We start from the raw sequence: 12,621 nt of genomic DNA, 5'->3' as shown, positions 1-12,621 counted from the left end.
ATATAAATTCCCTTCCAAATTCCAGTTTCTCGTAATATAGTTGTAATGTAACTTTTCAACGCATTTTTACGACAAAAAAGTGAACGGAGGGGTTTCCCATGGAAGAAACCTTTCAGATATTATATGATGCATACCATCAAGATTTATATCAATTTTTATTTTATATGGTAAAAGATAAGTCGCAGGCTGAAGATTTGACGCAGGAAGTGTATATCCGCGTCTTGAATTCCTATCATACATTTGAAGGAAGAAGCAGTGAAAAAACATGGCTGTTATCCATCGCACGCCATGTGGCGATTGACTGGTTCCGCAAGCAGCAGACGATCAGACAGCGTATTATGGGTACGTTTGATTGGGATACACAAGATGTCAGAGATCAGCATTTGCTTCCGGACGAACTCGCCGTACAGCATGAAAACGTCCGGGAAATATATACCGCGCTTGATCATTGCACTATTGATCAAAGAGCTGTTATTATCTTGAGATTTATTCAGGGATATTCCATTCAGGAAACAGCCGCCGCTCTCCGCTTCTCGGAAAGCAAAGTCAAAACGACCCAACACAGAGGGCTCAAAATACTTCGGAAACAGATGGAGCTTTTGAGGGAGGAGCTAATGGATGATGAAGTCATATTGGAACGAAGAAAGAGTAGAGGAGTTGTTAAGACAACTTCCGGCGGTTAGAGATCATCGTTCACCCGAGGCCATTTACCGGAATATTGAAACGGGTAAACCGTACAGGAAAAAACCGGCCCGAAGCTGGATCGGCCCCGCCGCAGCCGGCGTCTGCGCATTGTGCATCGCTCTGATTATATCTCCTCACCTGATGACAAACAAATCTTTCGGTGATCTTACCGCTGACAGCCGCCAGACTGAAAAAGCCAGTCAGTCAGCTTCTGTCAAGCCGCCGGATCAGAAGACGTTTGTCGTTTCTAACGAAAACAAAAACAATTACATTACTTTGGCGTTTGCCGATTCAGATACATCCGCCGTCATACCGGTCAGTTTTGAAAAAAAGAAGCCGGATGAATCGGTATCAGAGGCTTTATCCGAAGCAGAAAACCTAGAAGTGCCCGAATCCTTCCTGTCTGTGCCGAACCTTTTGGAAGGTGTGCAGGTAACGGCGGATAAGAAGGATTTGCTTGTGCAGGTAAACGGACGGCTTTCTATCGAATCAGTTGCCGATGCTGACTTATTGAAAAAGATGCTGAAAGAGACTTTGACATGGAGTCCTTACGAGCGGATTAAATTGAAAAAGGTTCAAAACGGAGCCGGACAGGATTTTTATAAATCTTACGGCATTTCCGCTGAGATGTCCGTACATAAACAGACAAACCGGGCGTATTTTTCTTACAGCGACAGTCTGGGACAAGAGTACCTCATCCCGTCTGAACAAACCTATTATTCAGTATATCAGGCTATTGACGGGATGAAGACAACAGACGGAGGCTCACAGACCGCGAGCATTATAGAAGCCGATGCGATTGCATCGGTATCGGAAAGGGAAGACGGCGAGCAGCTGCGGATTCAATTGTCCGAAAAACATAAGGTTGAAGATTCGCTGGAAGGGATTTTAATGATCGAAGGGCTTCTGTTAACTGCGAAGGAATTCGGTTATTCTGAGGTGCTGTTCACACATGCGCATACAAAGAAAATCGGTAATTATGATGTGACAAAACCTATCGCTGTGCCTGCCGCGCCTAATCCGCTTCCAAGCCATTAAACGTAAAAAAACCCAAAACATATGAATGTTTTGGGTTTTTTGTTGGTTACGGAAGGTCAATCAGTTTAACGGAAACAATATCCTGAATTGAAGTCAGCTCATTGACGACTTTATCATCTAAATGTTTATCAAAAGAAAGCATCATAATGGCTTCTCCGCCTTTTTCTTTACGGCCTACCTGCATGGTAGCGATATTGATATCGTTATCGCCGAGGATGCGTCCTACGCGTCCGATTACACCGGTCGTATCCTGGTGCTGGATATAAACGAGGTGGCCGGCAGGATTTAAGTCAATATTAAAGCCGTTCAGTTCAACGATTCGTTCACCGAAGTGAGGGATATACGTAGCCGTTAACGTAAATGTGCTCCGGTCTCCGGTTACTTTTACGCTGATGCAGTTATCATATCCTGATTCATTGGAGGAAATCTTCTCGCTGAAGCTGATTCCGCGTTCTTTTGCTACACCGCCGGCGTTCACTTCATTGACCGTTGAGTCTACACGCGGTTTTAAGAAACCGGACAGCAGGCTTTTTGTAATAAATGATGTTTCAAGTTTGGCGATGGTGCCTTCATATTGAATCGCAACATCTTTGACGGGTTCCTTCATACATTGTGACACGAGACTTCCGATTTTATCGGCAATTTGGTGATAAGGCTGGATTTTTTTGAATTCATCTTTCGTCATCGCAGGCAGGTTGATCGCTGACATGACAGGCAGACCTTTTGCAAACTGCAGCACTTCTTCAGAAACCTGTGCCGCGACATTCAGCTGTGCTTCTTTCGTTGAAGCGCCTAAGTGAGGTGTGGCGATCACCAGCGGATGGTCGGGAAGCTTTGATTCAACTGGCGGTTCCACTTCAAATACGTCAAGGGCAGCGCCTGCGACATGGCCGCTTTCCAGCGCTTCCAAAAGCGCCGCTTCATCAATAATGCCGCCTCTTGCGCAGTTGATAAGACGGACGCCTTTTTTCGTTTTGGCAATGGTTTCTCTGTTAAGCAGACCTTTTGTTTCCTTTGTTAAAGGCGTGTGGACGGTAATGATATCCGCGCTTTCAAGCACTTCTTCGAATGTCCGGCTGTTTACGCCGATTTTGCCGGCTCTCTCTTCGGTTAAGAAAGGATCGAATACATGAACCGTCATACCGAACGCTCTGGCGCGCTGGGCAATCTCGCTTCCGATCCGGCCCAGACCGACAATGCCTAAAGTCTTTCCGTAGAGCTCCGCCCCGACAAAAGCCGTCCGGTTCCATTCTCTTGATTTTACTGAGATATTGGCTTGCGGAATGTGTCTCATTAATGAAGAAATCATCGCGAATGTATGCTCTGCCGTTGAAATGGTGTTTCCATTCGGCGCGTTTATCACGATAACCCCATGTTTTGTGGCCTCATCGATGTCGATGTTGTCTACGCCGACACCGGCTCTGCCGACGATTTTTAAAGAGGTCATTTTTTTAAACAATTCTTCGGTTACTTTCGTGGCACTGCGGACTAACAGGGCATCAAAGGTATGTAATTCATCTTCTGCATCCGCGACGTTTTTTTGAACAATTTCTATAAAGTCTGATTCCATCAGCGGCTTTAAGCCGTCATTGCTCATCTTATCTGAGACCAAAACTCGAAACATTGTTAGATTTCCTCCTAGTTTAGCTGACTAAATATCTGATAATTTATCATATTCTCAATAGAGTGTCAATGTGTATTGACGCAGTAAAGGAGAAAAGGAAACCGCTGAATCAGCTTAAATTGGGCTTCCCCAATATTTTATTTAAATTTGAGCAGTTCTCTATACAATTGCAACTTGATCATATATAATGTGAATAAATTCATAAGATCAATCTTCGGGGCAGGGTGAAATTCCCTACCGGCGGTGATGAGCATCATGCTCTAAGCCCGCGAGCTGCTTCGGCGGCAGGATCCGGTGAAATTCCGGAGCCGACAGTATAGTCTGGATGGGAGAAGATGGAGGTTCAGCAGACGTTTTGATGCTTATATCAAACGTTTCTTTGCCAAGCCTTAGTAAGCTCCCGCTTTTTAACAAAAGCGGTTTTTTTATTGGGGCGCAAAAGAACCTTTCCTCTTTTCGAGAGATTTGATCGAAAAGGAGAGAGCATTGTGAAAGTAAAAAAATTAGTTGTCATCAGTATGCTTAGCAGTATTGCTTTTGTGCTTATGCTGTTAAATTTCCCGTTTCCGGGTCTGCCGGATTATTTGAAAATTGATTTCAGTGACGTTCCTGCAATTATCGCCATTTTGGTTTACGGGCCTGCGGCGGGAATTGCGGTTGAAGCGATTAAAAATATTCTGCAGTATATCATTCAAGGAAGCATGGCCGGCGTGCCTGTCGGGCAGGCAGCCAATTTTATCGCGGGAACGCTGTTTATTCTGCCGACGGCGTTTATGTTTAAAAAGCTCAATTCGACAAAAGGGCTTGCAGTGAGCCTGCTGGCCGGAACCGCGGCGATGACCGTATTGATGAGCATTTTGAACTATATTCTTATCCTGCCCGCGTATACTTGGTTTTTACATTCACCGGCACTGTCAAACAGCCAGTTAAAAACGGCGGTTGTGGCAGGAATCCTGCCGTTTAACATTGTAAAAGGCGTTATCATCACCATCGTCTTTACGTTCATCTTTACGAAGCTGAAACCTTGGATTGAACAAAAACGCAGCATTCAGACACAATAACCACTCCAAAGCGCCCGCTCTGTAAAACACAGACCGGGCGCTTTTTTGATTGTTTGATCACGCAAAAAAAATAAGACTCCGGCCGATAACAGCCGGAGTCTTATTCAGGACGAAAAAGCTCCTCTCACGGGGAGGGCTTTTTTATTCGTATTTCAGCGGGTCGCCTTCGAATGGTTCATCCGCAACTTTGATTGAATCAGTAGGGCATCCTTCAAATGCGTCAATCATATCTTCTTCCAGAACTTCCGGAACTTCGACGACGCCTTTATTTTCGTCAAGCGTAACGAACGCAATGCCTTCATCATCATAATCATAAATGTCTGGTGCCGCAGCTCCGCAGGCGCCGCATGCAATACACGTATCTTTATCTACAATTGTGTACTTTGCCATGAATAAAACCTCCCAGATTGTTCGTGTTGGAACAAATGGTTTACCTTATATATTTTTAAATATAACACCTATTCCTCTTACTTATTGTAATGATGTTAGTGTCAAATTTCAACAGAAAAATGATTGAGAATGCTTATCACATAAGGGATTCTCTTTAGCACTTCCCCCTAAAAGATGACTTTAAACGTCAAATTTATATGAAAATCTGTTAAAATAAAAAGAACCAAAAAACGAAACTTGTCACAGAAGAAATGTAGGTGTGTTTAGATTGGCGATAAACTACTTTGATACCGTGGTTCTCGACTGTCTGGACAAAATAGACGGCGAACGGACTCCGAGTGCTGTGTTTCATTTATTAAAAGGAAAAAAGTCGTCTCAAACCATTCAGGATGCCGGCTTATTTCAGATCGCTAAATATTTCGGCATGGCTTCACATTGTGAACGCGGCGATATTGCGGCTTCTTTGCATAAACTCACCGAGAACTCATACATTACAGCCGGAAAAGAAGAGGGAACGTGGAAAGTGACTGCGCGCGGCGTTCAAAAGCTTGAACGGGCGTTTGCCGAGCGGCCTTGGCCGAAGCACTGCCACGGCGCGAATTATCAAACGCCTGCTGTTACCCTGTGGAGGCGGCTTTCCCTGCTCATTCAAGTCCTGTCAAACAAAGAGCATCAATGTAATCAATATATCCCGGTTACCAACGATGTGCAGACGCTGAGATGGGTCAAACGGTTCATGCGGAAAAACATAGACGCTAAAGAGCTCTCCGTCCAAATGCATGAGACGCTGTTTCACCTTCTGCAAGGCGTAAGTGAACGGCAGGCGCTTATTTTTGTCTATTCTTTAACTTCATTCAACAGAATCGGCAAAACGAATAAGCAGCTGGCTCTCCAGCTGAACGAAGATGAATGGTATGTGTCCGTCCAGTTTTGGGGAGCGGTACATTATGTTATTCAATCGCTTCCGCAATGTGCATATCCCGCTCTGCGCGAGCTGTTGTCCGATCTGCAGGCGGAAAGCGCGCTGACACAGTCTGCCAGAAAAACCTTTGAGCTGTTGGAAAAAGGGTTTCCGATTGAACGGATCGCCGCGGTCAGAAATTTAAAAACCGCCACAATCGAAGATCATATCGTAGAAATATCATTGCATCAGCCTGCATTTTTTACAGAACAGTATCTTTCTGAAGAGGAACAGCGTATGATAACGGCATTTGCAAAACAGCATCAAACGAATAAAATTAAACGGATTCGCGAAGGAATGCAGATGCGCTTCAGCTATTTTCAGATCAGGCTGGCGCTGGCAAAGACGGTGAATCAGCATGACTGAGCTGCATAAAGCTTTATCCAGGTATTTTGGTTTGCATTCCTTTAAAAAAGGGCAGGAAGAGATTATGACTAGCGTGCTCCAAAAAAAAGATACGATCGCCATGCTTCCGACCGGCGGGGGAAAATCATTATGCTATCAGCTCCCGGGTTACATGATGGACGGGCTGGTGCTGATTATTTCGCCGCTCCTTTCATTAATGGAAGATCAGGTGCAGCAGCTGAAAGCGAAAGGAGAAAAGCGGGTTGCTGCATTAAACAGCATGCTGAATTCCGCAGAGCGGCATTTTATCCTCAGCAACATCAGCCGGTATAAATTTCTCTATATGTCTCCTGAAGCCCTTTCTTCACCTTATGTGCTGAACCGTTTGAAAAATGTCCCGGTCAGTTTATTTGTTATTGATGAGGCTCATTGCATATCAGAATGGGGACATGATTTCAGGCCTGATTACTCGAAGCTCGGGCCTTTCAGGCAGGCACTCGGAAAGCCGCCTGTATTGGCGCTGACCGCAACAGCGACAAAAGAAACGCTCAGAGACGTGACGGATGTGCTCGGACTTGAGCATGCGGTGCGTCATCTTTATTCAGTCAACCGGCCGAACATTCTCCTGGCGGCAGAACATTTGGCTGATAATACCGAAAAAATAAGCAGGCTCACGGAGCTTGCCGAAAAGCTTGAAGGCCCGGGTATCATATATTGTCCGACCAGAAAATGGGCGGAAGAGCTTGCGGCTGAGCTGAACGAAAAAACGGGAAAGCGGACGGATTATTATCACGGCGGAATGGATACAGGCGACAGGATTTTAATCCAGCAGCAATTTATCCATAACCAGCTTGATTGCATCTGCTGCACCAATGCGTTCGGCATGGGTGTGGATAAGTCAGATATCCGCTTTGTCATTCACTTTTATCCTCCCCAAACGGCCGAGGCCTTTATGCAGGAAATCGGCAGAGCGGGACGCGACGGCAGCCCGAGTGTCAGTATTTTGCTGAGGGCGCCCGGCGATACCGAGCTTCAGCAGCAGATTATTCAGACAGAAAGCCTGTCTGATTATGACCTGGAAGGCATTCTGGCCGTCATACGGGATGCCGGTACGAGTGATGAACGAAAGCTTCGGGACGTTCTGATCAATAAGGGCGTCCAGGAAACACAGGCGCGAACGGCCGTCCATCTGTTTCTGCAAGGAAAAACCACAAAAGACCAGCTGCAGGAAGAACTGACATACCGCGTGGAAAAGAAGCTGCGTAAAATGAATCGTTTTTCGGCGTTATTAGAGCGGAAAGAATGTATAAGAGAAGCGCTGCTGTCTTATTTTGATGAACCGTATGAGCCTGATGGTCAAACCGGACAATGCTGCAGCAGCTGCGGACTTGATCTGGCTCCGTACGAGCAAAAAGGAGAACGTAAAAATATGGAACGGTTTGAAGATTGGAAGCTGGAATTAGGCCGGATTTTCGGATCAGAGTCTGCGGGTGAGTTCAGCTGAGACGGCAAAGCGAATTGATCCGGCAGCTCTCAGACCGGGAGATTGTGATGCAGCTGTATGCCACCCAATTGCTCATATTGGCGGTTTCAGCTGTTATCGGCTTTTTCTTTTTTACCGACATTCACGATTTTTTAAAGCTGTGGCATATACGTGACGATAATATCATATGGTACGGTGTAACTCTTGCCGTCCTTGTCATTTTTGCCGATCTGGCGGTGATGAAATGGTGTCCTTCGCATTTATATGATGACGGCGGCATTAATGTATTGCTTTTTAAGAACAGGCCGGTGCTGCACATTTTGTTTTTGACGCTCCTCATTTCGTTCAGCGAAGAGATTTTGTTCAGAGGCGTTCTGCAGACACATATCGGCTTATGGGCCGCCAGCTTCATTTTTACCGTGCTTCATTTCAGATACTTGGCGAAGTGGCTTCTGTTTATGATGGTTGCGGGTATCAGTCTTTTGCTGGGGCTTATCTATGAATGGACCGGCAATTTATTCGTTCCGGTTACAGCGCATTTTATTATTGATGCGGTATTTGCCTGTCAGATCCGTTTTCAATATGTTAGGAGGGGTTTGCATGACGGAAATGTCAAGAGTTGAAAGAAGAAAAGCTCAGCTGCGTGCCGAGCAGCAGGTTGCCGCGGCCGCGGATGAACAAATTGAATATCTTGAAGACAGCCTCCCGACAAGACAATCTGTAAAAGAGGAGCGTAAAAAAAAGGAAGAGCAGGTGAAGGAAAAAACCAAAACAAAAACGCCGCTGTTCACTTTTCTGACCGTCCTGTTCATTATCGTAACAATCGGTGTCTTTTTCGGTCTTCTTTATATGACGAACAGCAGCAGATTTGACCCGAAGGACTATGAAGATGTCTTCATAGACCACAGTGAAAGCGCGCCTGCCGTTATTCCGAAAGGCGCTCAGAAAAAAACGTCAGAAACCGCTCTTTTAGAACAACCGAAAAAAAAGTCTGACGACAAAGATAAGAAAGAAGCGGCTGCACCTGAAAAAACGAAAGAAAAACCAAGTGAAAAACCAAGTGAAAAAACACCTAAAAAAACGGAAACGCCCTCAGAAAAACAAGTAAAGCCGACAGACACCGAATACGCGGAGACAAAACAGCAGTCTCCGCCGGCTGTCCGTGAAAAAGCGGCTCCGGCTGAGGCGAGTGATCAAGCCGGGACTGTCCCAAAAAAAGTGCGGACCGTACAGCATACTGTACAGCCGAAAGAAACGCTTTACCGTATTTCAATGAAATACTATAAAAGCCGGGCGGGCGAAGAAAAAATCCGCAGCTACAACGGATTAAACGGAAACGACGTGTACACCGGCCAGGTTCTGAACATTCCGCTGTCTGATTAAAATAAATGCATGTTTTCACCGCGTTTTTCATATAGTGTACCAATGAAAACGGACAAGGTGTGAAGCGCATGGATTCTTTATGGAAGCAATTAGACCGATTTGCTGACGGACCGACGAAACAGATGCTTCAGGCGCTGGTGAAACGGAAATTAAAATACGAAAATTATGCCGCACAATGCCGAAGATGGCAGTGGGCGTCCCTCGTTTGTTTTTCCCTGATGTGCATACTGCTGATGTTTAAAAGCTTTAATGCCCCCCAAGCCTCTCCGCAGCTGATTCTGCAGGAAATATTAGGCCATACGGTTTACTTGTGCTGGATTATGGCTTCCGCTTTTGCGTATTGCACTTCTTATTATTTTAAAAAAAAGGAAGAAAAAGCTGAGGGTGAATTTCATAAACTGAGATGTGAAATTATCCAAAAAAGCACGGATTTATGGCCCCAGCCTGAAAAATGGAGGGCGAGAGAATCTGTTTTTCACTTGATGAAACATCGGTATGATATCAATCTTTATTTTGAAAGCAAATAAAATGAGGCGTTTTCCGGAAAGGATAGAAACGTCTTTTTTTGTTTGTCCGTCTAATATAAGACAATGACAGAATGGAGAGTGCGTTTATGAAGCTTACAGCGGGAATTCTCGGCTCATTGGCGGGAGCGGCTGCGGTTATGGCGGCCGTTATGTACAAAACGGCAAACGGCAGCCATCTGAAAACACATACATTTACGCTTGATAAAATGAAGGGGATGAAGCCGCTCACCATCTTTTTTATATCTGACGTGCACCGCCGTTTAATTAATGAAAAGCTTCTCCGCGAAGCGGCAGGTTATAAGCCGGATGCCGTTTTGCTCGGCGGTGATTTGGCGGAGGGCGGAGTTCCTTACGCCAGAATTGAAGAAAACATCAAACGTCTGACGGCTCTTGCGCCTGTCATGTATGTGTGGGGGAATAACGATTACGAGGTCAGCCAGCAAAAACTGCTCTCTCTTTTACGGGCATACAAAGTGATCCCGCTGAGAAATGAATCGGTTCAGTTTACTTATAAAGGGGAAACCGTTACGATCTGCGGCGTGGATGATATCAGGATGATGATGGATGATTATGATTCTGCAATCAGATATACGGATGCTGACAAAGTAAACCTCCTGCTTTGCCATAACCCCGACATCCATGAGCAGATGAGGGAGTCAGACGGAATTGACGCTGTGTTCAGCGGCCATACGCATGGCGGCCAAATCCGTTTCGGACGGTTCGGGCCGTACGAATTGGGCGGGACGGGAACGGTAAAAAAAGCGCATTACCTGATCAGCAACGGCTACGGGACGACAAAAGTTCCGCTGAGGCTCGGGGCGAAACCGGAGACGCATATGATTACGCTGTGCGGACCGGATGAGCCGTCTTCCTGAAACAAACCCGGCCGCGGTGATAAAAAACGGCATTCTGCTTGTCTTCCCGCTGTACACGGTGTAAACTGATAACAAATTAAGAACCTATGATTCATTTATTCATATACTGTGTTATATGATTTGTGTGCAAGAAGAGGCAGGAGGGAACATTATGCGGCTTGAGCGTCTGAACTATAATAAGATTAAAATCTTTTTAACCCTCGACGATCTGACTGATCGGGGACTGACAAAAGAAGACCTCTGGAAGGACTCGTTTAAAGTCCACCAGTTATTTAAAGATATGATGAATGAAGCAAATACAGAGCTCGGCTTTGAAGCGAATGGTCCGATCGCGGTGGAAGTATATTCTCTTCAGGCACAAGGCATGGTTGTGATTGTAACGAAAAATCATGACGCGGACGCAGAAGATGACGAATATGACGATGATTATATCGAGATGCAGGTCAAACTTGACGAAAGCCCGGATATTATTTATCAGTTCCATTCGTTTGAAGATATCATTCAGCTTGCCGGAAGCCTTCACCGAATCGGGATTACCGGCGGCACCGTCTACCACTATGAGAACCAATACTATGTAAGCCTTGAAGACCTCGGCTCCCGTTCCGCCGAAGGCGTCATCGCGGTGCTGGCTGAATACGGACACCCGGCGACGATTACGATTTACAGGCTCCATGAGTACGGAAAACTCATCATGGACGGCAATGCTGTGGAGACCATCCAGAAACATTTTTCATAAAAAAGATTTGAAACGGCAGCTGTTTTCAGCGGCCGTCTTTTTTTAAGCGAAATAATGGAAAAATCATTGTCTTTCTTCTATGCACGGAGATATTGAAGGTGTATACTAGTCACTGAAAGGGAGCATGAGAGAAACAGAAGATTTTAGGAGGTTAACTCAAATGGCAGCCGATCGATTCACCGGTCATAATGAAGAAGACAAACATGATGTATTAAAATCAACCCAAACCGTAATACATAAAGCTCTGGAAAAATTGGGGTATCCAGAAGAAGTGTATGAACTGCTGAAAGAGCCGCTCAGATTATTAACGGTTAAAATTCCTGTTCGGATGGATGACGGGTCTGTGAAAATATTTACAGGCTATCGTGCGCAGCACAATGACTCCGTAGGTCCGACAAAAGGCGGCATTCGTTTTCACCCGAATGTAACTGAAAAAGAGGTGAAAGCACTTTCCATCTGGATGAGTTTAAAATGCGGAATTATTGATCTTCCTTATGGCGGTGGTAAAGGCGGAATTGTTTGTGATCCGAGAAATATGTCATTCAGAGAGCTTGAAAGGCTGAGCAGGGGATATGTCAGAGCAATCAGTCAGATTGTCGGACCGACTAAAGACGTCCCGGCACCTGACGTATTTACAAACTCGCAGATTATGGCTTGGATGATGGATGAATATTCAAGAATTGATGAATTTAACTCACCCGGCTTTATTACGGGAAAACCGCTTGTACTCGGCGGGTCCCACGGCAGGGAATCAGCGACGGCAAAAGGCGTCACCATCTGCATAAAAGAAGCGGCCAAGAAAAAAGGTCTCGATATTCAGAACGCGCGCGTCGTCGTACAAGGTTTCGGAAATGCGGGCAGCTATCTGGCCAAGTTTATGCATGACGCCGGCGCGAAAGTTGTCGGAATTTCTGACGCGTACGGAGGCCTTTACGATCCGGACGGTCTTGATATTGATTATCTGCTTGACCGCAGAGACAGCTTCGGAACGGTGACGAAGCTTTTCAATGACACCATTACGAATCAGGAGCTGCTTGAGCTGGACTGTGATATACTTGTCCCGGCGGCGATCGAAAACCAAATTACAGAAGAAAATGCTGACCGCATCAAAGCGAAAATCGTTGTAGAAGCGGCAAACGGACCGACGACACTGGAAGGAACGAAAATCCTGACAGACAAAGGAACGCTGCTGGTTCCCGATGTTCTGGCGAGCGCCGGCGGTGTAACGGTTTCTTATTTTGAATGGGTTCAAAACAACCAAGGCTTCTACTGGAGTGAAGAAGAAGTCGAGGAAAAACTGGAAAATATGATGATAAAATCGTTTAATAATATTTATGAAATGTCCCAAAACCGCCGGATTGACATGAGGCTTGCGGCTTACATGGTCGGCGTGCGGAAAATGGCGGAGGCTTCGCGTTTCAGAGGCTGGATATAAACCAATCGTTTGCATAAACAAAAAAAATCTCCTATGATAATATAGGAGATTTTTTATATGAGTGGAAACTTATGATGGA

The 12,621-nt window shown here is 45.5% G+C and carries 13 protein-coding genes and 1 riboswitch; of the genes, 11 read left to right on the top strand and 2 right to left on the bottom strand.

Annotated elements, in window-relative coordinates:
* Positions 1–98: 98 nt before the first annotated feature.
* Complete coding sequence (gene sigX / locus NYE68_RS12520) at positions 99–683, top strand: RNA polymerase sigma factor SigX (RefSeq protein ID WP_003153399.1); 585 nt, start codon at positions 99–101, stop codon at positions 681–683.
* The gene (locus tag NYE68_RS12515) at positions 658–1,722 is read left to right on the top strand and encodes a sugar dehydratase (RefSeq protein WP_324636963.1); all 1,065 of its coding nucleotides are present in this window, start codon (positions 658–660) and stop codon (positions 1,720–1,722) included. The genes sigX and NYE68_RS12515 overlap by 26 nt, the downstream gene beginning before the upstream one ends.
* A 46-nt stretch (positions 1,723–1,768) precedes the next feature.
* Here NYE68_RS12515 and serA read toward each other — a convergent pair whose 3' ends face one another.
* Positions 1,769–3,346, bottom strand: a complete 1,578-nt coding sequence (gene serA, locus NYE68_RS12510; RefSeq protein WP_007409437.1) for a phosphoglycerate dehydrogenase — start codon at positions 3,344–3,346, stop codon at positions 1,769–1,771.
* 206 nt (positions 3,347–3,552) lie between these two features.
* Positions 3,553–3,687, top strand: a riboswitch (FMN riboswitch).
* Between the two features lie 147 nt (positions 3,688–3,834).
* On the opposite strand from serA, the gene NYE68_RS12505 reads away from it, so the two are divergent.
* Positions 3,835–4,407, top strand: a complete 573-nt coding sequence (locus NYE68_RS12505; RefSeq protein ID WP_015417737.1) for an ECF transporter S component — start codon at positions 3,835–3,837, stop codon at positions 4,405–4,407.
* A 141-nt stretch (positions 4,408–4,548) separates the two neighbouring features.
* On the opposite strand, the gene NYE68_RS12500 is transcribed toward NYE68_RS12505, so the two are convergent.
* Complete coding sequence (locus tag NYE68_RS12500) at positions 4,549–4,797, bottom strand: ferredoxin (RefSeq protein ID WP_003153403.1); 249 nt, start codon at positions 4,795–4,797, stop codon at positions 4,549–4,551.
* Between the two features lie 268 nt (positions 4,798–5,065).
* On the opposite strand from NYE68_RS12500, the gene NYE68_RS12495 reads away from it, so the two are divergent.
* From NYE68_RS12495 to gudB, 8 genes are all read left to right on the top strand, one after another.
* A complete protein-coding gene (locus tag NYE68_RS12495; protein WP_015417736.1) occupies positions 5,066–6,124 on the top strand; it encodes a helix-turn-helix domain-containing protein in 1,059 nt (352 codons plus the stop codon).
* A complete protein-coding gene (locus NYE68_RS12490) occupies positions 6,117–7,607 on the top strand; it encodes an ATP-dependent DNA helicase RecQ (RefSeq protein ID WP_039254663.1) in 1,491 nt (496 codons plus the stop codon). Before NYE68_RS12495 ends, NYE68_RS12490 begins: the two co-directional genes overlap by 8 nt.
* Positions 7,608–7,621: 14 nt before the next feature.
* A complete protein-coding gene (locus NYE68_RS12485) occupies positions 7,622–8,209 on the top strand; it encodes a CPBP family intramembrane glutamic endopeptidase (protein ID WP_007409441.1) in 588 nt (195 codons plus the stop codon).
* Complete coding sequence (locus NYE68_RS12480) at positions 8,187–8,969, top strand: LysM peptidoglycan-binding domain-containing protein (protein WP_039254669.1); 783 nt, start codon at positions 8,187–8,189, stop codon at positions 8,967–8,969. Before NYE68_RS12485 ends, NYE68_RS12480 begins: the two co-directional genes overlap by 23 nt.
* Before the next feature lie 68 nt (positions 8,970–9,037).
* Positions 9,038–9,496 carry a YpbF family protein gene (locus tag NYE68_RS12475; RefSeq protein ID WP_007409443.1) on the top strand — a complete coding sequence of 153 codons (459 nt, stop codon included), beginning with the start codon at positions 9,038–9,040 and terminating at the stop codon, positions 9,494–9,496.
* Positions 9,497–9,582: 86 nt separating this feature from the next.
* Positions 9,583–10,371, top strand: a complete 789-nt coding sequence (locus tag NYE68_RS12470; protein WP_254003270.1) for a metallophosphoesterase — start codon at positions 9,583–9,585, stop codon at positions 10,369–10,371.
* 151 nt (positions 10,372–10,522) lie between these two features.
* Positions 10,523–11,107 (top strand): genetic competence negative regulator, encoded by a 585-nt coding sequence (locus NYE68_RS12465; RefSeq protein WP_003153412.1) that lies wholly within the window; start codon positions 10,523–10,525, stop codon positions 11,105–11,107.
* 160 nt (positions 11,108–11,267) lie between these two features.
* The gene (gene gudB, locus NYE68_RS12460; protein ID WP_003153413.1) at positions 11,268–12,542 is read left to right on the top strand and encodes an NAD-specific glutamate dehydrogenase; all 1,275 of its coding nucleotides are present in this window, start codon (positions 11,268–11,270) and stop codon (positions 12,540–12,542) included.
* Positions 12,543–12,621: the final 79 nt, after the last annotated feature.

Origin of the sequence: Bacillus sp. FSL R5-0447 (genome assembly GCF_038606125.1) — a bacterium.
GTDB lineage: Bacteria > Bacillota > Bacilli > Bacillales > Bacillaceae > Bacillus > Bacillus velezensis.
Note: the sequence above shows the minus strand (reverse complement) of the source record. Positions and strands in the feature narration are given on the sequence as shown.